21 protein-coding genes and 4 tRNA genes are annotated in these 22,327 nt (G+C 41.4%); 8 read left to right on the top strand and 17 right to left on the bottom strand.

The features are described 5' to 3' along the window. Positions 1–244: 244 nt before the first annotated feature. From BLP85_RS09615 to BLP85_RS09600, 4 genes are all read right to left on the bottom strand, one after another. Positions 245–320: transfer RNA gene (locus tag BLP85_RS09615), tRNA-Asn, on the bottom strand. 5 nt (positions 321–325) lie between these two features. After that, positions 326–401 (bottom strand) — tRNA-Asn (locus BLP85_RS09610). Positions 402–559: 158 nt separating this feature from the next. Beyond that, positions 560–1,186: a superoxide dismutase gene (locus BLP85_RS09605; protein WP_092819991.1), complete on the bottom strand. Its 627-nt coding sequence runs from the start codon at positions 1,184–1,186 to the stop codon at positions 560–562. 153 nt (positions 1,187–1,339) lie between these two features. Beyond that, positions 1,340–2,098 (bottom strand): Nif3-like dinuclear metal center hexameric protein, encoded by a 759-nt coding sequence (locus BLP85_RS09600; protein ID WP_092819882.1) that lies wholly within the window; start codon positions 2,096–2,098, stop codon positions 1,340–1,342. Positions 2,099–2,268: 170 nt separating this feature from the next. On the opposite strand from BLP85_RS09600, the gene BLP85_RS09595 reads away from it, so the two are divergent. After that, the gene (locus BLP85_RS09595; protein WP_092819881.1) at positions 2,269–3,450 is read left to right on the top strand and encodes a S1C family serine protease; all 1,182 of its coding nucleotides are present in this window, start codon (positions 2,269–2,271) and stop codon (positions 3,448–3,450) included. Positions 3,451–3,679: 229 nt separating this feature from the next. Here BLP85_RS09595 and BLP85_RS09590 read toward each other — a convergent pair. Beyond that, a tRNA-Asn gene (locus BLP85_RS09590) sits at positions 3,680–3,755 on the bottom strand. 238 nt (positions 3,756–3,993) lie between these two features. Between BLP85_RS09590 and BLP85_RS09585 the strand changes: the two genes are divergently transcribed. Further along, complete coding sequence (locus tag BLP85_RS09585; protein WP_092819880.1) at positions 3,994–4,452, top strand: hypothetical protein; 459 nt, start codon at positions 3,994–3,996, stop codon at positions 4,450–4,452. Between the two features lie 62 nt (positions 4,453–4,514). Here the strand turns inward: BLP85_RS09585 and BLP85_RS09580 are convergent, their stop codons facing one another. Next, a complete protein-coding gene (locus BLP85_RS09580) occupies positions 4,515–4,946 on the bottom strand; it encodes a PaaI family thioesterase (protein WP_092819879.1) in 432 nt (143 codons plus the stop codon). Between the two features lie 553 nt (positions 4,947–5,499). Here BLP85_RS09580 and BLP85_RS09575 point away from each other — a divergent pair. After that, positions 5,500–6,351 (top strand): DMT family transporter, encoded by an 852-nt coding sequence (locus tag BLP85_RS09575; protein WP_092819878.1) that lies wholly within the window; start codon positions 5,500–5,502, stop codon positions 6,349–6,351. A 119-nt stretch (positions 6,352–6,470) separates the two neighbouring features. Here BLP85_RS09575 and BLP85_RS09570 read toward each other — a convergent pair whose 3' ends face one another. The 3 genes from BLP85_RS09570 to map form a co-directional block, all read right to left on the bottom strand. After that, a complete protein-coding gene (locus BLP85_RS09570; protein WP_092819877.1) occupies positions 6,471–7,697 on the bottom strand; it encodes a pyridoxal phosphate-dependent aminotransferase in 1,227 nt (408 codons plus the stop codon). A 308-nt stretch (positions 7,698–8,005) separates the two neighbouring features. Beyond that, positions 8,006–8,425, bottom strand: coding sequence for a hypothetical protein (locus BLP85_RS09565; RefSeq protein WP_092819876.1), 420 nt, complete (start codon positions 8,423–8,425; stop codon positions 8,006–8,008). 162 nt (positions 8,426–8,587) lie between these two features. Further along, the gene (gene map, locus BLP85_RS09560) at positions 8,588–9,415 is read right to left on the bottom strand and encodes a type I methionyl aminopeptidase (RefSeq protein ID WP_092819875.1); all 828 of its coding nucleotides are present in this window, start codon (positions 9,413–9,415) and stop codon (positions 8,588–8,590) included. Positions 9,416–9,622: 207 nt separating this feature from the next. Between map and rpsB the strand changes: the two genes are divergently transcribed. From rpsB to BLP85_RS09545, 3 genes are all read left to right on the top strand, one after another. Then, complete coding sequence (gene rpsB / locus BLP85_RS09555) at positions 9,623–10,375, top strand: 30S ribosomal protein S2 (protein WP_092819874.1); 753 nt, start codon at positions 9,623–9,625, stop codon at positions 10,373–10,375. 139 nt (positions 10,376–10,514) lie between these two features. Beyond that, a complete protein-coding gene (gene tsf, locus BLP85_RS09550) occupies positions 10,515–11,390 on the top strand; it encodes a translation elongation factor Ts (protein ID WP_092819873.1) in 876 nt (291 codons plus the stop codon). 77 nt (positions 11,391–11,467) lie between these two features. Continuing rightward, positions 11,468–12,001 (top strand): DUF3465 domain-containing protein, encoded by a 534-nt coding sequence (locus BLP85_RS09545; protein ID WP_092819872.1) that lies wholly within the window; start codon positions 11,468–11,470, stop codon positions 11,999–12,001. A gap of 33 nt (positions 12,002–12,034) precedes the next feature. On the opposite strand, the gene BLP85_RS09540 is transcribed toward BLP85_RS09545, so the two are convergent. From BLP85_RS09540 to BLP85_RS09510, 7 genes are all read right to left on the bottom strand, one after another. Further along, positions 12,035–12,490 (bottom strand): Mpo1 family 2-hydroxy fatty acid dioxygenase, encoded by a 456-nt coding sequence (locus BLP85_RS09540; protein ID WP_092819871.1) that lies wholly within the window; start codon positions 12,488–12,490, stop codon positions 12,035–12,037. 265 nt (positions 12,491–12,755) lie between these two features. Next, positions 12,756–13,364 carry a septal ring lytic transglycosylase RlpA family protein gene (locus BLP85_RS09535; RefSeq protein ID WP_092819870.1) on the bottom strand — a complete coding sequence of 203 codons (609 nt, stop codon included), beginning with the start codon at positions 13,362–13,364 and terminating at the stop codon, positions 12,756–12,758. Between the two features lie 287 nt (positions 13,365–13,651). Continuing rightward, positions 13,652–14,653, bottom strand: coding sequence for a lytic murein transglycosylase B (mltB, locus tag BLP85_RS09530; RefSeq protein ID WP_092819869.1), 1,002 nt, complete (start codon positions 14,651–14,653; stop codon positions 13,652–13,654). A gap of 957 nt (positions 14,654–15,610) precedes the next feature. Next, a complete protein-coding gene (locus BLP85_RS09525; protein ID WP_092819868.1) occupies positions 15,611–16,261 on the bottom strand; it encodes a hypothetical protein in 651 nt (216 codons plus the stop codon). 26 nt (positions 16,262–16,287) lie between these two features. Continuing rightward, a complete protein-coding gene (gene queF / locus BLP85_RS09520) occupies positions 16,288–17,103 on the bottom strand; it encodes an NADPH-dependent 7-cyano-7-deazaguanine reductase QueF (RefSeq protein ID WP_092819867.1) in 816 nt (271 codons plus the stop codon). Next, on the bottom strand, positions 17,103–17,876 hold the full coding sequence (locus BLP85_RS09515) for an ABC transporter permease (RefSeq protein ID WP_086195004.1): 774 nt from the start codon (positions 17,874–17,876) through the stop codon (positions 17,103–17,105). The genes queF and BLP85_RS09515 overlap by 1 nt, the downstream gene beginning before the upstream one ends. Then, a complete protein-coding gene (locus tag BLP85_RS09510) occupies positions 17,873–18,808 on the bottom strand; it encodes an ABC transporter ATP-binding protein (protein ID WP_092819866.1) in 936 nt (311 codons plus the stop codon). Before BLP85_RS09510 ends, BLP85_RS09515 begins: the two co-directional genes overlap by 4 nt. Before the next feature lie 179 nt (positions 18,809–18,987). Between BLP85_RS09510 and BLP85_RS09505 the strand changes: the two genes are divergently transcribed. Together BLP85_RS09505 and BLP85_RS09500 are read left to right on the top strand one after the other, a co-directional pair. Further along, positions 18,988–19,063 (top strand) — tRNA-Arg (locus BLP85_RS09505). 878 nt (positions 19,064–19,941) lie between these two features. Further along, positions 19,942–21,390: an NAD-dependent succinate-semialdehyde dehydrogenase gene (locus tag BLP85_RS09500; protein WP_092819865.1), complete on the top strand. Its 1,449-nt coding sequence runs from the start codon at positions 19,942–19,944 to the stop codon at positions 21,388–21,390. 275 nt (positions 21,391–21,665) lie between these two features. Here the strand turns inward: BLP85_RS09500 and BLP85_RS09495 are convergent. After that, positions 21,666–22,327: IS30 family transposase (locus tag BLP85_RS09495; protein ID WP_143002187.1), on the bottom strand; the 662-nt coding region annotated here is incomplete at its 5' end.

Genomic DNA, 22,327 nt, shown 5'->3' with positions numbered 1-22,327 from the left:
TCAAAATAATCCAGAAAATGAGAGATTTTAACCAGGTTGCATTCATGGCAGTTTATTAGAATATTTTTATTCAGATTAACATAACGAAATTTTAACCGGCGAACAATAGATAGGTGAATGGTCTACAATTTACAAGCGGGCTGTTTAAGGCAGGTATTTAAAAAATAGGGTTGAGATAAGCAGTGAATGGAAATGCAGGATATAAAAAAAGCCCACTGCATGATGAGTGGGCTTTTTAGAATCTTGGCTCTTCCACCTGGGCTCGAACCAGGGACCTGCGGATTAACAGTCCGTCGCTCTACCGACTGAGCTATGGAAGAATAGATGGCTCTCCAACCTGGGCTCGAACCAGGGACCTGCGGATTAACAGTCCGTCGCTCTACCGACTGAGCTATTGGAGAATCTGAAGCGCATTTTAGGGATGAAAACTCTGGTCGTCAACAAGATAATGTAAAGAAATGAATCATTTGCTTTATTAATATGCATTTGGCTTCTGAAAATAAAAAAACCACCCTTAAAGGATGGTTTTTTATGCAAAAAATAAAATTTATTTCAAATCTTATTTTTCAACGCCAGCTTCTTGGCCAGCATATTTAGCATTTGCATAATCCCAGTTTACCAGGCTTTCCAGGAAAGTCTTGATATAAGCAGGACGTGCATTGCGGTAGTCGATGTAGTAAGCGTGTTCCCAAACGTCAATCGTCAACACTGCAACTTTACCGTGCGCAAGTGGAGTGTCAGCATTTGAAGTTTTAAGAATAGAAAGGCTGCCATTTACTTCATCAGCAACCAGCCAAGCCCAGCCTGAACCGAATTGAGTGGTTGCAGCAGCAGCAAATTCTTCAGCAAATTTTTCATAAGAACCGAAAGCTTCATCAATTTTAGCCGCTAAAGCACCAGTCGCTTTACCACCACCGTTTTTAGCCATACAGTTCCAGTAGAATGTATGGTTCCAAACTTGAGCCGCGTTGTTGAATACGCCAACTTTAGCAGCATCACCAGCAGATGCTTTAATGATTTCTTCTAAAGTTTTACCTTCAAGGTCTGTGCCTTTGATCAGGTTATTCAAGTTCACAACGTAAGTGTTGTGGTGTTTGTCGTGATGGTATTCTAAAGTTTCTTTGCTGATGTGCGGAGCAAGATCTTCATAACCGTATGGAAGTGCCGGTAAAGTAATCGTTGTCATGTCTTCAATTCCTTGCGTTTTGCTGGGTTTTAACATTAAGTGGCTTTATTGTAATAGATTCTTGAGGAAAATTGCGCATTGCTTATAAATAACAATACAGAATAAAGCCTCAATTTATACGTATAAAGAAAATGTTAAACCGCTCATGTTGAATTAAATCGGATTGTTTAATTCGAAGTAACTATACTCAATATCGAACTGTTCTGAAATAGCTTTTGCCAGACGTTGTATCCCATATCGTTCGGTGGCATGATGTCCGCAGGCATAGTAGTGTACATTCAGTTCTTTGGCCTCATAAAAAGTACGTTCACTGACCTCGCCGGAAATGTAGGCATCGCAATTTTGAGCGGCAGCCTTGCCAATAAAATCCTGAGCGCCGCCGGTACAATAAGCCACTTTCTGAATGCTGGTTTTTTCGGCAGGAAGATGAATGGCGCTAAAATTTAAACGTTCAGAGACATACTGTTTAAAGTCTTCAGCAGACATGGCGGTTTTTAAATAACCGATATTGCCAATCGGGTTGCGTTCAGCCGGATCTAAAGCCTCAATATTTTCTAAAGCTAAAATGTCGGCAATGGCGGCATTATTGCCTAAAGTCGGGTGGCTATCTAAAGGCAAATGATAGCCGACCAGTGAGATATCATGCTGAATCAGGCTTTTAATACGTTTACCGCGCATGCCGGTAATCGGGTAGGGTTCACCTTTCCAGAAATAGCCATGATGAACCAGCAGTAAATCGGCACCTTGTGCAATGGCAGCCTCAATTGCATCCTGAGATGCCGTAACAGCGCACAAAATTCTGCCAATCTCCGGTTTGCCTTCTATTTGCAAGCCATTTGGTGCATAGTCTTTAAATTCGTGTGATTTCAGGGTTTGATCACACCACTGAATAATCTCATGGAGCTTTGCCATAAATTTCTCAAAAGCCTTAATATTGAATATCATCAAAACATATTTTGAATTGTAACTAAAGCAGCACAAAACTCTGAATTATTTTTAAGTTTCCTGCTGTATTTCATTTTACAATGGCAGATAAATTACTTAGTCATCAACGAATTAAAATATTGTTAGAGGAAATTACCGTGCGTCGCACCTTTTCATGGTTACCCTGGGTTTTACTTGTTTTAGTCACTCTCGGTTTTCTTGTCTGGCAACATTCTCAGAAGCCGCAAGCCCCTGTTGCCTCTGACGGTATAAAAATGCCCAGAGAAAAAGTCGAGCCTTTAGTCAATACCAACAGGGCGGGTGCAGTCGAATCTTACAGTAATGCCGTGAAGGTGGCGGCTCCTGCGGTGGTGAATATTTTCACTACCCAGAAGGTGAATAAAGCAGAGCATCCTTTGTTAAATGATCCGGCTTTTCGCGAGTTTTTTGGTGATCAGGTTCCTGAACAGTTCGATCAGGAGCAAAATGAAAACAGTCTGGGCTCAGGGGTGATTGTGCGTTCAGATGGCTATATCTTGACGAACAACCATGTCATTGCTCAGGCTGAACAGATTGTGGTGGGCTTGAATGATGGACGCCGTGCAGTCGCTAAAGTGATTGGCACAGACCCGGATTCCGATCTGGCGGTGATTAAGATTGAACTCGACAAGCTTCCGGTTTTGCCTTTTAAACTCAGCGGCAATGAAGTCGGCGATGTCGTGCTTGCCATTGGTAACCCGTTCGGTGTAGGGCAAACGGTTACCCAAGGGATTATTTCTGCCACCAACCGTTCAGATTTGGGCATTAATACTTATGAAGATTTCATTCAAACAGATGCCGCGATTAATCCCGGAAACTCGGGTGGGGCACTGATTGACGTGGCGGGTAATCTGATTGGCGTGAATACGGCTATTTTCTCTCAATCGGGTGGTTCATTGGGAATTGGCTTTGCTATTCCTGCGAAAGTATGTCAGCAAATTCTCAATTCAATTCTGAAAGATGGTCGCGTGGTTCGTGGCTGGTTGGGGATTAGCCTCATGCCAGTGCAACAGGACAATATTCTTGAACCTAAGCAGACTGGTGTTGTTGTAGCAGATGTGCTTCCTCACGGTCCAGCAGCTAAAGCGGGAATTAAAAAGGGTGATAAAATTATCCAGGTCAATGGAGAGCAGATTACTTCAGCTTCCCACTTGATTAATTATGTGGCTTTACAAGCGCCGAATAGCACCATTAAAGTTGAAGTGGTTCGAGATGAGCAACCATTAACCCTGAATGTGGTGGTGACTGAACGTAAAGCACAGAATAATAATTCACAGTATATTCCTTTACCTCAGCAATAAAACAATTGTGATATTGATGCATGTTGAGCTGGATTGATGAGTAGAAAGCGCATTTCGATGCGCTTTTTGCTTTTAGGGCTTATGCTGATTTTGCTATTAACTTGATATAAAAGAGGGATGGGCAGATTGAATCTAAAAAAGAGCAGTATCGTGTATTGAGTGATTTAAACAGCTATAGATTATTTAGGCCATAAAAAAAACCCACTCTGTTGAGTGGGTTTTTAGAATCTGGCTCTCCAACCTGGGCTCGAACCAGGGACCTGCGGATTAACAGTCCGTCGCTCTACCGACTGAGCTATTGGAGAATCTGCATGCGATTATAAGCAGATTTTGCAGGGGGTCAAGCTAAAAGTGTCATGATGCCTTAATTTTTATGCCGTATGCTTTTTATTTAAACAACTAAATCAAAAATCCTAAAAAAACTTGCACAGCCAAAACTGGCTTGTTAGATTAAATTCATAACAGAGCGTTTGAATGCAAGTTCAAACAGTGTGGATTTAAACCAACTTGCCAGCACTAAAATGGCTAAACAGGAGAAAGCGAATGCATACGCTGACGATTGCCGAAATTTTTTCAAATTTATCTTTTTATCAAGACAATTACCTTTCTATTATTCAAGACCCGCAGCGCTATCAGACCGCTGTTGAGGATGCCTATATTCAGGTCTGGCCAGTCGGTACGGAAGTCTTATATCTGGGTGACTTGTTGCAGCTTTGGTTTAGCAATAAATGGTTGATTAACTCACCCTGTCAATTGCTTCTGGATAGTTATTCCAATGGCCGCAAGCAACCGTTGCAGCGTGCTCATGACCTGTATTTGTATCAGCTGAATGGCAGCGCTTTATCTGGACGCAACAATTCTAAAGTGTGGTCGGTGTCGGAACAGAAGAAACTCTCTATCTCGCTTGATAGCGTATTTAAGTATTTATGTATCTATAAGGGAACTTCGCGTCCGGATGTGTCTTTATCAGCACTTACAAAATCGTTTAAATCAGCTGTTTAATCAGTGCTAGCTCCAAGAGCTTAGGAAATGGTCTAAGCTCTGAATGAAGCACATATTAGGTATTAACGGATAATCATACACGTCGCAGTGGCATGGGCATAAAGTTTGCCATTTTCATCCACAATCCGGCCTTCTGAAATACCCAGATTCTTGCTGATATTAATCACTTTGCCTATAGCCAGCAGTTGTTGATCTTGAGGAATGGGACGGCACATTTTTATATTTAAATCGATGGTGCCATAGCCTGCACCTGCTTCCAGCATACTGTGGACAGCACAGCCCGTGACGGAATCCAGTACAGTTGCTGCAAAACCGCCATGCACGCCACCCAAGGGATTTAAATGGTGGTTATTGGCTTTCACTTTAAAACAGATCGTGCCTTCTGAAACCTCATAAGGCTGCATGGGGATGGTTTCACTCATTGATGGTGCTGGAATTCTGCCATCACACATGGCTTGTAAAAGTTGCAGTCCAGTCATTTCTTTGGGATTCATTCTATTTATTTCCTTATTGATAAGTTCTAAAAAGGAACTTGTTGTTTAAATTAACGATGTACATAAAAATCGTCAAGAAATATTCGAGAGTATTTAGTTCGGCGACAGTAGTTGAAATGATAAGAAAATGCGTGGTGATAGTACGTCCCAGTATAAGCGTGCTGTTTTTTAGAAAAACAAAAAATGGATCAAAAAAATGCAAGGTCAATGCTTGTGTCGTTCAACCCCTTTTTGTTTTGGTGCCGTCGGGATTAACCCTATTGCGACCTTCTTGTGTTTGCCTTAAGTCAACAGCTGGAAGATTTAAAGCTGGAGGGGGATTTACAGTGATCATCCACCTGAGGGTTATCGGTTTGCCAATGATATCCAAAGGCTAGTTGAAGCGGACGATGGAACCCTCTTTGCTAAAAATGAAGGAAAAATAATCCCCACAGTTTTATGTGCAGAATTTACACATTGGTATTTTTGATACATTGCATCAGAAAAACGATGTAGATTTAATGAAATAGTTCCGATATACCTAATGCAGGCTGTTGAATAAGGAAGCTCAACCATGCTGCTCAAAATCTCGATTGCCATGCTGGCCTTTGCTGCCAATTCGGTTTTATGCCGTTTGGCATTGGCCGAACAGCAAATTGACCCCATGAGTTTTAGCATGATTCGGGTTGCGAGTGGCGCTGTCGTTTTATGGATGCTTTACCTATTTTCTGCACAAAAAGCCAAAATAGAATGGAGTCTTCAAAACGGTTTTTTTCTTGCCTTATATATTGTGGCATTTTCACTGGCTTATTTGCATATAGATGCGGGAGTCGGGGCATTGCTGTTATTTGGCACAGTCCAGCTCAGCATGGTCGGCTATGGTTTATGTCATGGTGAAAAAATCAATCTGCGCCGTGGTGCCGGATTGTGTATGGCAATTATCGGGATTTTTATTCTTTTGCTCCCGGGGGCTGCTGCTCCACATTTGGGGTATGCCGCGATAATGGTGCTTTCGGGAATAGGTTGGGCGATGTACAGCATCGCGGGCAAAAATATGCAAAACCCCTTGGCCAGTACATTGGCCAATTTTGTGATGACTATTCCTTTTGTTTTGCTGGCGTATGTTGTGTTTTACACGAAAAGTTTTGCATTGCCTCAAGGGATACTTTTAGCTGTGCTTTCAGGCGGTTTAGCCTCAAGCGGAGCATACGTGCTTTGGTATGCCATCGTGAAACAGATTGACCGCTTGACAGCCAGCAGTGTACAGCTATCCGTGCCATGTTTAGCGATTATAGGTGGTGCATTATTTATTGGTGAGACTTTAAGCTGGCGGATGATTATTTCTGCTGTCATTGTTTTAACGGGAATTGCCTTGGTGATTTGGGCTGCTCCTGATCAGAAGCATGCCGAAAGTGCGTTGAAATAATCAAAGTGTGTTTAAAAAAGAAAAATTATCGGGATATTACAGCTAAAAAGATAAATCCTGAAACAGAAAAAACCCGCGAAATTCGCGGGTTTTTTAAATCTTACTTTAGAAAAAGCAGATTATTTTTCAGCAGCAATTGAAGCAATCGCAGCGTCAACGCCTTCGATTGAATCAGCCGCTTTCTTGATACGAGCAAGCGCATCTACCAGTACTTCGTCAGCAGTTGCATAAGAAATACGCATGTAACCGCCTAGGCCGAATGCATCACCAGGAACAACCGCAACACCAGTTTCTTCTAGTAACCATGCAGAGAATTCTGTGCAAGATTTTAAACCTTTGGCACGAATTAACGGCTTGATATTGGCATAGGCATAGAATGCACCGTCAGCAGGTAAGCAAGTAATACCGTTGATGTCATTTAAGCCTTTTACAACCAGGTCATGACGACGTTTGAATGCTTCAATCATTGGTTCAAGAACGTCTTGAGGACCGTTCAATGCAGCTTCAGCAGCAACTTGTGAAATAGAAGTCGGGTTAGAAGTCGATTGAGACTGGATTTTTTTCATCGCGCCAATCAGTTTAGCAGGACCCGCTGCATAGCCGATACGCCAGCCAGTCATTGCATAGGCTTTAGACACGCCGTTCAATACGATTACGCGGTCGTAAAGGTCTGGAGCAACAGTTGCGATGTTGTAGAATTCATCATCCCAACGGATTGGTTCGTACATGTCATCAGACGCAACAAGAACTTCTGGGTATTTACGCAGAACTTCAGCTAAAGCAAGTAATTCTTCTTTAGTGTAGATCATGCCAGTCGGGTTAGATGGGCTGTTCAGTACCACTAAACGGGTTTTGTCAGTGATCGCAGCTTCTAACTGTTCAGGTGTAATTTTGAAACGTTGTTCTTCACCACATTTCACGATTACAGGCACGCCTTCAGCGATGATCACCATATCTGGATAGCTTACCCAGTATGGTGCAGGGATGATCACTTCATCACCTTTGTTTAACAAAGCAAGCGCCAAGTTAAAGAATGACTGTTTACCACCGCAAGAAACCAGAATCTGGTTTGCAGCGTAATCAAGATTATTATCGCGTTTTAATTTCGCAATAATTGCTTTTTTAAGACCTGGAGTACCGTCAACAGCGGTGTATTTAGTGAAACCGTTGTTAATAGCGGCAATTGCTGCATCTTTGATGTGTTGTGGGGTGTCAAAATCTGGTTCACCTGCACCCAAGCCAATTACGTTTTTACCAGCGGCTTTAAGTTCAGCAGCCTTGTTGGTAACAGCAAGTGTAGGGGACGGTTTGATGGCATTTACACGATCAGAGAGACGTACGTCCACGGCAGTATTCCTTCTTATAGGGATTAAAAAATAAAAAGCACACTATCTTATCTTAAATTGCGCTAAAAAGGGGAGCTTGAATGTGCCAATATTGGAAAAAAGTATTTAACCCGGTTAAATCAGCTGAGCAATAAGAACAAATAATTAAATGGTTTGGTTTGAAGAATAGAGATGAAAATAATTAAAAAAATAAGATTAAAAAGGGTGGGTTTAATGTGAATGAGGAAGTGAAAAAGAACACTACAATTAGATGAGCTTCGATTTAATTGTAGTGCCTGGCGTGATCAGGTGATCATCAAAACAAAACATCAATATGCATAATTCAGGTCGGTATAGTCATTTAAGGATTTTTGCAAATGGGTATTAATGAACTCATGTACATCAGCAGTGGTCATCGGTTGCCCCTGTTTGGTAATGACATGTTCAATCGGCTGCTGACCTTGCGCAGTAATGGTATAGACAAAATTACGCGTCACTTTATAACCCGCTTCTTCTTTAAGAATGCAAGTCACATAACGATAGCTATGCTCAAAGTTTAAATCGGTATGTGAAAATACAAACTGATCAAACAGTTTCATATTTTGACCGTCAGCTAAAGCTTTGAGTTCATCCACAATGCTGGCACTAAATTTCATGCCGTAACGTTCAGAAATAGGTTTATGGTCAATCAGTAAGGAAACGGTATCATCATCATTTTGGCTAACAGTAACATTGCTAAAATCGGACATAAAAATCTCTGCGGTACATTGGATGGGGCTTTAGTATGTGGGAAATAAAGCGAAAATCAATTGAACTTGGGGACAGATTTTCAGCAAAACGTTTAAATAAAGAACACTGTAAATAAAAATGGCTACAACAGATGCAGCCATTTAAGTCAATTTGGAATGAACTTATTGATTAAAGCGGGACAGGTCTTCTTCAGGACGTGCAGTCAGCACTTCAACACCGGTTTTAGTCACTAAAAGGGTGTGTTCATATTGTGCGGACAAACTATGGTCTTTGGTTACTACCGTCCATTTGTCACCTAAAATTTTGGTTTTCCAGTCGCCGCCGTTCACCATCGGTTCAATGGTAAAGGTCATGCCTTCTTCAAGCACCATGCCGGTATTCGGTTGACCATAATGCAGAACTTGGGGTTCGTCGTGGAACACGGTGCCAATACCATGGCCGCAATATTCACGTACGACGCCAAAGCGTTCTGATTCAACATATTTCTGGATGGCATTGCCAATATCACCAATGGTAGAACCTGGTTTTACCGTCGCAATACCGCGGTACATGGCTTCTTGCGCCACTTTGCATAAACGTTCTGCAAGAATTGAAGTTTCACCACCAACGATATACATCATGTTGGTATCGCCATGATAGCCATCTTTAATCACAGTCACGTCAATATTAAGGATGTCGCCTTTTTTCAGGATTTTGCTGGCAGACGGAATGCCGTGACACACCACGTGGTTCACAGAGGTACAAATGGTATGCTGGAAAGCTGGACGGCCAGGTGCTGCGCCATAACCAAGACAGGCAGGAATCGCCTCTTGTTTATTGACAATATAATCGTGACAGATGGTGTCCAGTTCGAGTGTAGATACACCCGGTTTGATATGCGGTTTGATCATATCCAAAACTTCTGCTGCCAGTCGACCCGCCACACGCATTTTTTCAATTTCTTCAGGTGTTTTGATTAAACGACGGGGAGCTTCGTAAGTACTGTTCATGATCTTTAAAAACTTTTGGAAATTTGTGTGTGACTATGGTATAAATAGCCGCCCATTTTATCAAATGCTTTTTCGTGAATAAATTTCACGGGCTTTGTGCGATGGGGCAATAAAATCCGCACATATATCGACACATTTCTCTGGGTGCCCTTTGGGGTGGAGAATGCGGATATATGGAGGCCTAACCCAAACTTTAAGGTAAAGAAAATGGCAGATTACAACGTAAGCATGCGCGACCTTCTTCAAGCAGGCGCTCACTTCGGTCACCAAACTCGTTTCTGGAACCCAAAGATGCGCGAATACATCTTTGGTGCGCGTAACAAAATTCACATCATCAACCTTGAGCACACTGTTCCTGCGTTAAATGATGCTTTGAACTTTGTTAACAATCTTGCAAGCAAAAAGAACAAAGTATTGTTTGTTGGTACTAAACGTGCTGCTTCTAACATCATTCGTGAACAAGCTCAACGCGCTGGTCAACCATATGTAGACCACCGCTGGTTAGGTGGTATGTTGACGAACTGGAAAACACTTCGCCAATCTATCAACCGTTTAAAAGATCTTCAAACTCAATCTACTGACGGTACTTTCGCTAAGCTGACTAAACGTGAAGCTTTAGAACGTACTCGTGAAATGGAAAAACTTGAACGTGCTTTAGGCGGCGTTAAAAACATGGGTGGTTTACCTGACGCATTATTCGTAATTGACGTTGACCATGAATCAATCGCGATTAAAGAAGCTAAGAACCTTGGTATTCCTGTAATCGGTATCGTTGATACAAACTCTAACCCAGACAACGTAGACTACGTTATTCCTGGTAACGACGATGCGATCCGTGCGGTTACACTTTACGCTTCTGCTATGGCTGATGCTATCATTGCTGGTAAAGAGTACGCTCAATCACAAGCAAATGCTCAAGCTAAAGGCGAAGAAGCTGCTAAAGAAGCTCCAGAGGCTTAATGCGTTTTGACGCAGAATTGTCATTTTTGCGACATCTAGTCGTGGCAAATTAAGCGTCGAGAAAGCAAAACGGCCCAGAGAACACTTTGGGCCGTTTTTGTTGAACAGATTCATTTTCTACCGTATTTAGGAGAATAACATGACTGCAGTTACTGCGAGCATGGTAAAAGAATTGCGTGACCGTACTGGTTTAGCAATGATGGAATGTAAAAAAGCATTAACAGAAGCGAACGGTGACATCGAATTAGCGATTGATAACCTTCGTAAATCTGGTCAAGCAAAAGCAGCTAAAAAAGCTGGTAACATTGCTGCTGACGGTGCAATCACTATCGTTCAAGAAGGCAACAAAGCTATTCTTTTAGAAGTAAACTGCCAAACTGACTTCGTTGCTAAAGACGAAAACTTTGCTGGTTTCTCTGCTAAAGTTGCTGCTGCTGCGCTTGCTGCAAACGAAACTGATGCTGCTAAAATTGCTGAACTTAAACTTGAAGATGGTGCAACTGTTGAAGAAGCGCGTATTGCTCTTGTTCAAAAAATCGGTGAAAACATCCAGGTTCGTCGTGCGAAAATTGTTGAAGGTGAAAACCTTGCAGTTTACAAACACGGTTTAAAAATTGGTGTTGTAGTGGCTTACACAGGTTCTGCTGAAACTGGTAAAGGTATTGCAATGCACGTTGCTGCGTTCAACCCGGTTGCTGTAACTGCTGAAGGCGTATCTGCTGATCTTATCGCTAAAGAAAAAGAAATTGCTGAAGCGAAAGCATTGGAATCTGGTAAACCAGCAAACATCGTTGAAAAAATGGTTACTGGTTCAGTTGAAAAATACTTGAACGAAGTTGTTCTTGAGCGTCAAATGTACGTAATCGACAACGACAAGAAAGTTGCTGACGTTCTTAAATCAACTGGTACTACAGTTGCTCAATTCGTTCGCTTCGAAGTGGGTGAAGGTATTGAGAAAAAAGCTGAACTTTCTTTCGCTGAAGAAGTTGCTGCTGCTCAAGCTGCTGCAAAATAATCTCTGATTATTTGCAAAAAAAGCCCCGTTTGGGGCTTTTTTTATGAAGAGTTTAAAATTTTGAGAGAACAATAAAGATGGCGAGTAAAGCTCAGAAGGGGATTGGTGCAGTTATTGTTATTTTAATTGCTGCCTATTTCGGTATTGATTTACAAGAACAGCAAAATCCTTCAAATCAAGCGCTCAGCAATTCAAAAGCACACACTGAAATTTTATCGAAATCAGAATCTCAGCAAGTATCTGTAGATTCGAAGGCAGCAAATTTTCAAATTCAAAATGATGATGTAAAAATTCAGCAGGCCTTTCAAACACAAAAAAGCAATATGCAGGTTCAGTCCAGCGGAACAGTCAAAGCAGTTCTAGCGGATGATAACAACGGCTCACGCCATCAAAAGTTTATTTTGCAACTGCAGAATGGCTTAACTGTGTTGGTGGCTCATAATATTGATTTGGCACCAAGAATTGAAAACTTGCAAAAAGGAGACATCATTCATTTTAATGGCGAATATGAATATAGCGAAAAAGGCGGAGTAATTCACTGGACTCATCATGATCCGCAACAAAAACATGTGGATGGCTGGTTGAAATATAAAGGAAGAACCTATCAATAAAAGAGCTTCGGAAGGCTAAAACGATAATAGGGCTTAAATTGCGTTGATTTGCGATTTAAGACGGTTTTTATATTTTGGCAGTAGTTTGCTTAGATAAGCATTCATACACCATGCCGGGCCAATGAGGAGGAATTGGAGGTCTTTGAAGAAGGAAGGCTTTTTTTCTTCAACTTTGTGGCCATAAAATTGTCCAATCCAGGCCAATACAAAAAGCGCGATATAAAATCCTGTTCCTGCAGGTAAAATAAAAATGAGCCATGCCATCACGACAATAAGGGCAGCCATGGCGACAGCAAGGACTACGTCTAGGCGTGCATAAAAGACCAGGGTACAAACTAAAACGAAAGCGGTCAATAACGCACTGAAATGGGCCAAAATGCCAATAATGGAAAACAGGATAGTCGGTACACAGACCCAATGAATGATTTTGTTGGTCGGGTTCTGATGGCTCTCGCTATATTCATCCAGCCATTCTGTCATTGTTTTCATTTTTCACTCCGGCTTTTATGGATGAGCATCCATCAACCTATGTTTTATTCTTCTAGAGATAAAATATAAACCAGAAAACAGTACGGGTCAAAATTCAGCACCAGCAATTCCTCACTCATATGAGCGGGATAGCTTAATGCTTGTTCACAAAGTAAAGCTGATGTTGAAGCCTAGTGGGAAGGCAGGGAAGGTATTTCTGTCCAAACATTAAAAAAGCCACAAGAAGTGGCTTTTAAGTCAAATGTATCAGGAGTCGGGAAAAGTCTTATGAATTTGGACCATCGACACGTTCGATGTTTACTTTTGCAGTGCCTGCATGAGTAATACCGAGTTGTTTTGCAGCGCCATAAGATAAGTCTAGGACACGGTTACCATGGAAAGGACCGCGGTCGTTTACTTTTACGACTACACTCTTGCCATTGTTTTTATTGGTTACACGAATATAGCAGTTCAATGGCAGGCTACGGTGAGCGGCAGTCAAGCCATTCATATCGAATGTTTCACCACTTGCAGTTTTACGGCCATGGAATTGACGACCATACCAAGAAGCTGCGCCAGTTTGGCTGAATTTACGTACTGTATTCGATGCAACAGTATTTAGCTTTTCAATCACTGAAGGCTCATCTGCAGGGATTTCAATTTTGGCGGCAATGGTTTGACGACGAATTTTATCACCAGAACGTTCAGTGATTGAAAGACTATTTAAATTTGAAAAGTGGGAATTAAAATTTTGAGCATCTTTGTTTAATACACGCGTGGCCAAGCGAGAGTTGTCACTGTCTGTATTGAAGGATGACTGTACCAGCTCTGCTTGAGACTGGCTCAGGGCAAAGGTGGTGGTTAAGGCTAAAATATACTTTATCGATGAATGCATTATTAAACTCCTAAAGACCGCTGCTTTTATTTCAATTAAGTCATTGAAATGCAAGCTATCAAGTCTGTTAATTCTCTTTTGCAACTACATTTGACGAGATGGATAATATTCATGCCAAGCTAAAGCTGTCTACTTTTTAATTAAAATAATTACAAAAAGAACAGAAATACATCGTTTTTCGATCAAAATATAACCAATATTGTAACAATATATTAAAAAGGTCCATTTGATGAACAATTTTGTAAAAAAAAATCTTGACTTTATTGTTTTTTGGTAAAAAACCAGCCTTAACGGCTGGCGATTTCAATCCCTAATTGCCATACCGCGGTGGCATACATACGACTCTTGTTATAGGTTGTAATGACCTGAAAATTGGGATAGGTAATATAGTAAATAGGCCCATAACTATCTTGAAGTTGAATAATATTTACCATATCCAGGTCATCAATTTGCACAATCGGATTGATTGGTGTGATGCCTTGATTTTTTAACGCGCCATAGGGAGTCGGCTGTTCCAGATCTTTGGCAATAATAGAGGCGGGAGTGTTACCGGTATAGCGGGCAGCAAAGCCGACAGGCTGATTGCGTTGCCATCCGTGTTGGGCTAAATAGTTGGCAATAGAGCCAATGGCATCTACGGCAGAATTTCTTAAGTCAATGTGTCCATTGCTATCATAGTCCACACCCAATTTGCTAATGTTGCTTGGCATGAATTGAGGATAACCAATCGCTCCAGCATAGGAGCCTACTACCGAGCTGGCAGGCACTCCATCTTTGTAAGTCCATGCAATCAGTGCAGCGAGTTCATCCTGGAAATACTGGGCACGTCGCTCATAGCCGAAGCCTAAGGTTGCCAAGGCATCACGGGTGATGAAATTTCCTTTGTTGGCACCAAAACCGGTTTCTACCCCTAAAATCCCTAAAATGATCGATTGCGGTACCCCAAACTGTTGTTCAGCACGGTTTAAGGTGTCGGCATATTGGGTTTTGAAGCGTACGCCACGCTGAATGGTGCTTTCCGCCATAAAATTGGTTTTATATTCGTACCAGGGCTTACTTTCGCCAGGGCGGTTCATGATATTGATAATATTAGGCAGGTTTTTCGAGCCATTCATGGCCCAATCGACCTGTTCTGCACTCAAGCCATAAGTTTGCATGGTTTTTTGCTTAAAGCTGTTATAGCTTGGGTGACTATAAAAATCGTTGGCTTGACAGAAACTGGTGATGGAAAGTGCACCGAGAAGTAAAGGAAGACGTTTAATTCTGTTATAAAAGTTGATACTTAACATATTACTCAAAGTTCCAAAAACATAATCAGTGTGTGCAAATTAACATCACGATGTTAAAAGACGGCATTGCAAATAGAGTGACCGAAAATCCATCTCATGAAAGATAACGGAATTTTTCAAGCGGTTAAGATAGCATTGACTAAGGCTGTATCCACAACTCCATATACAAAAAAAGACAAAGAACGTGATTTTTTGCATAAATCCGTGTATTTGATGCCGGTTCTCTGAGCTGTACTTTGCGTTCTCGGCAGAAGGGCTGCAAATTCAAGATCAGTCTGCTTTAGCTAAGTCAAAGCAGTTTTTTACTTCGTTTGCAATGATACGTTCTATCGAGGCTTAGAATATGACATTTAGCAGCAATTTTGCTTTGTCAGGGGGTATTTGCCTAAAAAACCGTCGGAACATTTTGTCTGGTTGAATGGAGTCTGGATTGCAAATAAATCATCTAATATTTACCCATGAGCTAAAAATGTTTTCTAATCGTGTTTTGCGTTATATCGAGAAAAAAAGCCAGATTGCAAGCAAAACCTGCTAAGAGCATCCGATGTTCTATTCATTCCTTAAAAATTCGAAACTCTCCCTGCTCGATAACCATTATGCAAGTTCATCAACTGAATCTTTTTTCTTGATGATTGTCGCTGCAAACGATAAAAAGATGAAAGAAAGCAAAATTTAAACCGTAAAAAATAGCCTAAAAAGTCAATTCAGCAGGGTTTAATTTTTTTCATCACTTTATATAGAAGTTATTCCTTAGAGAGAAAATATGCGCAAAAAATGGAGGAAGGGCAAAGAGTAATGAATGTCCTGTTTCTGAAATGACGGATATACATAGTAAATCTGTAAATTTGATTCAGATAGATAATGATAAAGACAGTAATGCTTGTTCATCATTTGAGAATAAAATTTTGCAATAAAAAAACCTGGCTATTGCCAGGTTTTAGAGCATTTTAAACGTGCTCAAGCATGAAATAGGGTGTCATGGTATTCAGCCAGCACCAACAGCTCATCCTTATTGAGATGTGGAATGATTTTCTCTACAGCAATATGAACGGCTTTAATCACTGCAGCAGAACCCAGATCCGCAGCTTTACGCTTGATCATGCCCAAATCGAGGGTCTTATTAAAGTCATTCATGAAATGACGCACGGTCGCTTCTGCAAATTGCTTATATGATTCGGTTAAAGCCGCCTTATTGACTTCATTTCCCGCCTTAATTTCTGCATAACTATGCTTCAGGTTGGTGACCAGGCTTGCATCTAATGGCTCACCTACACGGAAGTTACCCGCTGCATCTTTAAACAGGCTTTTTTGCGAAAACTCAATGGATTGCTTGACCACATCATTTGAAGCCTTGCCTAGTAACTGTTTCAATAAAACAGCAACGGTTGATTTGACATAGCCGGCCAGTTTTTCAGCAGTATCACGTTTATCGCTGGCTGGGAAGCGACGCACAAGCTCGGTCAAAATGGCATCAATGATTTCTTCATTAATCAGCAATGCGGTCTTGTCGCGTAAAGGGTAAAGCGGTTCGCTGGAATTTTTCTTTTCCTGAGCGGTTTGAATACTTGTTAATAGTTCTGCAGAAGGAATAAAACCAAAAAATGGCATGTCAAAAAACCTCAATATTCTTCATTTTATTGTCGCGCCAAACGAATGGGGCGAGGCATCCATGTCGCATCGGATACACGGCAAGGGTTGATGTCTAATCCACCACGACGGGTATACGTTGCATATACCATCAGTTTTTCAGGCTCAAGATTTTGCCAGATGTCGGCAAACATCTGTTCCACGCATTGTTCGTGGAAACCATTATGCTGACGGTAAGAAATAATATAAGCTAAAATGCTGCGATAACAAGGCTTTTTACCCTGATAACGGATAAAAACTGTGCCCCAGTCCGGTTGGCCGGTGACTGGACAGTTACTGCGTAATAAATGTGAATAAAGTTGTACTTCAACGGCTTCACTATTTTCTGCATCTAATTTTAATAAACTTGCATCTGGATGGTTCTCTAAGCGTTCGGGGCTTAAATCATCAATACAGATGCCTTCAGGCTTGGAAATGTCCAGATCATCTGCCTGGAATAAAGTTAGCGTGACCGGTGCGCCTGCTGCTGCAGACAAGTCTTTTTCAGCGGTGGCAATAAACGCTTCTTTTGAATCAAATTGGGTGAAGTTCATACTATTAAAGTAGAGCTTGAGCGACTTTGATTCGATCAGATTGGGTGAAGATGCAGGCAAGGCCATACGGCCAATCGCAACTTGAGGAATACCGGCGGCATTGAGCCAGGAAATTTCAAAAACATGCCACCAGTCTTTGCCTTGCTGAATACCCTCAACATGGGCGTATTTTTCGCGTGCAGTGGCACGTGAAATGGGAAACAGAATATCGGGTTGATATTCTGTTGGATAATTGGTGTCTTTACCTAATAGAGAATGTTCTACACTCATTATTCACGCATTCCTGAACCACGAGAAAGTAAATAGTACGCTATACCGTATAGTACGGCACAACATAAGGTAATAACAGTCAATGAAATGGACACATTGACGTCGCTATGACCTAAAATGCCGAAACGGAAGGCATTGACCATATATACGATCGGGTTAATTAAAGAGAGATTTTGCCAAAACGGACTTAAAGCACTAATGGCATAGAATACACCACCTAAATAGGTCAGTGGAGTCAGTACAAAAGTCGGGATAATTGAAATATCGTCAAATGATTTTGCATACACGGCATTGATAAAACCGCCGAGTGAAAATAAAAATGAAGTAATCAGTACGGTATATATAGTTACGAACCAGTTGGTGATATATAAGTCGGTAAAGAACAGGCTCATGGCAGTCACAATAATGCCGACCAGAGCACCGCGACAGACCCCACCAATTACATAGCCCCAAAGAATCATGTGTAAAGGAACGGGACTCATAATCAGTTCTTCAATGCTTTTTTGAAATTTGGCACTAAAGAAACTGGACGAGACGTTGGCATAACTGTTGGTGATGACTGCCATCATAATCAGGCCGGGCACAATAAACTGCATGTAGCTAAAGCCGCCCATTGTGCCAATCCGCGAACCGACCAGATTCCCAAAAATCACGAAATACAGACTCATGGTAATGGCTGGTGGTAATAAGGTTTGTGGCCAGATGCGCATGAAGCGACGCACTTCTTTATGTACCAGAGTGTAGAGCGCAACACTGAGTTGATTAAAGTTCATTGCGCAGCTCCTTCAAGGTTTTTTTCCACCATTTTCACAAAGATTTCTTCCAGGCGGTTCGACTTGTTACGCATGCTACGCACCTGAATGCCTTGCGCTTCCAGAAGCTGGAACAGTTCATTTAAGGTATGTGCCTTGTCCATGGTGACTTCTAAGGTCACGGGGTCGATTAAATTAAAACGCACGCCAATAATATCCAGATGGATGGGTTGAATCGGTTCGACCAAATCGAAGATAAACGATTCTTCACTCAGCTGATTCAAGAAAGATTTCATGCTGGTATCTTCTTTAATCACGCCGCGGTCAATAATCGCGATGCGACGACACAGCATTTCCGCTTCTTCCAAATAATGCGTAGTTAAAATGATAGATGTGCCTTTTTCATTCATTTCAGTGAGGAAGTCCCACATGGAACGACGTAATTCAATATCCACACCGGCAGTCGGTTCATCTAAAATGAGCAGCCGGGGTTGATGCATCATGGCACGGGCAATCATCAAACGGCGTTTCATCCCGCCAGAAAGCATGCGTGCCTGTATGCCACGCTTTTCCCATAAGCCTAATTTTTCTAGATATTCTTCAGCCCGGCTTTCTGCAATTTTTTTAGAAATACCGTAATATCCGGCTTGAGTCACCAAAATATCAAAGGTTTTTTCAAACTGACCAAAGTTAAATTCTTGTGGCACGACCCCCAGGCATTGTTTGGCTGCCGAAGGATGGGTATCGAGGTTATGGCCAAAAATCTCCACCGTACCGGAGGTTTTTTTTGTCAGTGAGCTAATGATGCTGATGGTGGTTGATTTACCTGCACCATTTGGACCAAGGAGGGCATAAAACTCACCTTCAGGTACCGTTAGGTTGATTCCTTTTAGTGCTTGAAAACCGTTACGATAGGTTTTGGATACGTCCCTCAAGGTCAATGCATCAGTCATGAAATTCTCACCGGATGAATAATAGGAGTATTGTGAGTGATCTTGCTAAATAAACCAAGTAAATAAGCAGGAATTGTCCGTTGCAATTTTGGAACATTGCTTAAACTATAAGCACAAAAATTGATGACTTATAGATAGTTGCTTTACCTTACGGTTTTTTTTGTTATGATGTGCATCGCGCGCTCATAGCTCAACTGGATAGAGTACAGGTCTCCGAAGCCTGTGGCGTGGGTTCGAGTCCCGCTGAGCGCACCATTTTCCTTTCTTCAAGCCTTTTTATTTGCTCTAAACATATTGATAATAAAGAAATAGTTTTATACGGCTATATTCTGTCTGCCGGTTTCTCATTATTCCAATACTTGCTTACGGTAAAATCACCATCAAATTCAACTAACGAATCCTACGTTACTGTAAAAAATGTCAAAATCTGTAATAAATCCAAGGGATCAGCAGAGCAAACCTAATATTGATAAACAAGAAAAATCAAAAATTAAACTATTTATTAAATTAGCTGATAGCAAGGAAGATTTTTTGCATCGATAGAAATCCACCTTTGGGTGCTGTGATTGTGTACATCATATAAATAACAATGGAATAGCGGCTTAATTGGTACCTATGCTGAAACTTCTGTGGGCTGAATTAAGAAAGACCTGGCTGTAAACAAAAAATAATTTCACAAAATAGCAGACTGTATTGGTATGTACCTTATTGCAGAATAATTTAGTCCATTTTTATATGAATCTGATAAGCAAATCTGTGCCATCAGACCAATCAAATCTAAAAAAAGATGGGAGAAATTTAGACGAAATTTTAAAAGTTGCAGATTATGGGTTTTATATTGTTTGATTCTACAGACTTTACTGTCGCGCTTGGACATCCGGGTCATTCGGGATATCCTGAAGGACAAGACGTCATCGCTATCCTAAAAAATTCATATTGCAGATTAAACAGCAAGCATTCTTTCAACAGCTGGAAAAGCTTGCCAGGCAATATTGAGCTTTGGGCATAGAATTCGTTTCCGGGAGGGTAGATCCCCTCGGCTGATGAAATCGATGACATATTGCTGGCTAAATTAAAGATGGCGTAGCACCTGCTCAACGTACCGTGCCAGGCGTCTATGAAGGAGAATATAGATGCAACTTAAAAATCCTGATTTGCTGAAACAACAAGTTTTTATTGATGGGCTTTGGATGGATGCAGCAGATAGCAAAAGCTTTGCTGTAACCAATCCGGCAACAGGCGAAACCATTGCACAGGTGCCAAGTGTTTCCACTGCACAAGTGGAGCAAGCTGTACAGGCTGCCGAGGCTGCACTGAATGCCTGGAAAAATATGACCGCCAAAGAGCGTTCAGTATTATTGCGTAAATGGTTTGATCTGATGGTGGCCAATCAGGAAGATCTTGCAGTGATTTTAAGTACTGAACAGGGAAAACCCTTAACAGAAAGTCGTGGTGAAATCCTGTATGGTGCCAGTTTTATTGAATGGTTTGCCGAAGAAGCAAAACGTACTTATGGTGATGTCATTCCACATGATAAACAGGGTCGCCGTTTAGTGGTAATCAAACAGCCGGTGGGTGTTGTTGCCGCAATTACGCCATGGAACTTCCCGAATGCCATGATTGCCCGTAAAGTGGGGCCAGCACTTGCAGCAGGCTGTACGGTGGTGATCAAGCCAGCTTCAGAAACGCCTTTATCTGCGCTTGCCTTGATGGTACTTGCCGAACAGGCGGGTATTCCTAAAGGTGTGCTGAATGTGGTGACAGGCAGTTCGCGTGAAATTGGTGAGGTTCTTACTACGCACCCAGTCGTGAAAAAAGTATCCTTCACCGGTTCCACTCAAGTGGGCAAGCTGTTGATGAAACAGTGTTCGTCTACCATGAAAAAAATCAGTATGGAACTAGGGGGGAATGCACCCTTTATCGTGTTTGAAGATGCCGATTTAGACAGGGCGGTGAAAGGGGCCATGGCATCGAAATTCCGTAACAGCGGTCAGACTTGCGTATGTAGTAACCGTATTTTGGTACACGCCAATATTTATGATCAGTTCCTGGAAAAATTAACGGCTGCCGTACGAGAATTAAAAGTTGCACCTGCCTTTGAAGAAGGCGCGGAACAGGGTCCGTTGATTAATGAAAAAGCCGTGGAGAAAATCGAAGAGCACATTGCCGATGCTGTCGGGAAAGGGGCGAAAGTCCTGGTGGGCGGTAAACGTCATGAATTAGGTCAAACCTTCTTTGAACCGACTGTATTGTCACATGTCACACCAGACATGCTTGTAGCCAGGAATGAAACTTTCGCACCGCTTGCACCGGTTTTTCAATTCAGTACAGATGAAGAAGCCATCCAGATGGCCAACGACACTGAGTTTGGTTTGGCATCCTATATTTATACCGAAAGCTTAAGCCGTGCCTGGAAAGTCGGTGAAGCGCTAGAATATGGGATGGTGGGCATTAACGAAGGCTTGATTTCTACAGAAGTTGCGCCTTTTGGTGGCGTTAAAGAATCGGGTACAGGACGAGAAGGTTCCAAATACGGTATTGAAGACTATCTGGATATTAAATATATGTGTATGGGCATTTGAGCTTGAGCCATGAAAAAAATACGGATCAATTGATCCGTATTTTTAATTAAAAAGTTGATGAGAATAGGAAATAGTTTATCGTCCTGTTCTTTAAAATAAGAAACTAAAATGGATACAAGACTCATATGTGATCTGCAATAAAAGCTTTCTCAACTGAACAGTATAAGGTTGAAAGTGTGAGTAAAAAAATAGAAAGAATTTTATGCTATTGATTTTAATTATAAAAAATATTTACTGTCGGTGGGTTAAAAATAGCAGAGATAAACTAGGCGAATTCAAACATGAGGTGCGACAGTTTGAAAAGTCTTATGATAATCAACAAGCTGAGCAAATTTCTCTAATGGTGTAAGCCAATCTAACGCTTTTCTAGGACGAGTATTCAGTGACATCGCAACTTGATTTAAATAATGCTGATCTGCCTGATTTAAATCAATCCCTTTAGGTAAATATTGCCTAATTAAACCATTCATATTTTCGCATGTGCCTTTTTGCCAGGGTGAATGTGGGTCACAGAAATATACATCTATGCCTAAATCTTCTTCAAGTATTTTATGTTCTGCCAGCTCGCGTCCACGGTCATAGGTCAACGTTTTACGCAGTTCTGCAGGTAAATATTTCAGAGCTTCAGTTAAAGCCTTGCGCACTGATTCTGCCTTTGCATCAGGTAATGTTGCCAAGATACAGAGCCGTGTATTTCGTTCAATAAGTGTTGCTATCGAACTTTTATTGTCTTTACCTTTAATTAAATCAGCTTCCCAATGACCCGGTATTTTTCTTTCTTGAACTTCGGCTGGGCGCTCATGAATAGTTTTAATATCCTGTAATATAGAATCTTTTTTAGGTTCACCGTTAGCTTTTCGCTTTTTATTTTCATGACGCAGACAGGATAATAAGTCTTTTTTCAACTCACCCTTTGGTAATGCTCGTATCGTTGAAT

This window comes from Acinetobacter kookii (assembly GCF_900096895.1).
GTDB lineage: Bacteria > Pseudomonadota > Gammaproteobacteria > Pseudomonadales > Moraxellaceae > Acinetobacter > Acinetobacter kookii.
The sequence above is the reverse complement of the archived record's forward strand: the minus strand, read 5'-3'. Positions and strand labels throughout refer to the sequence as shown.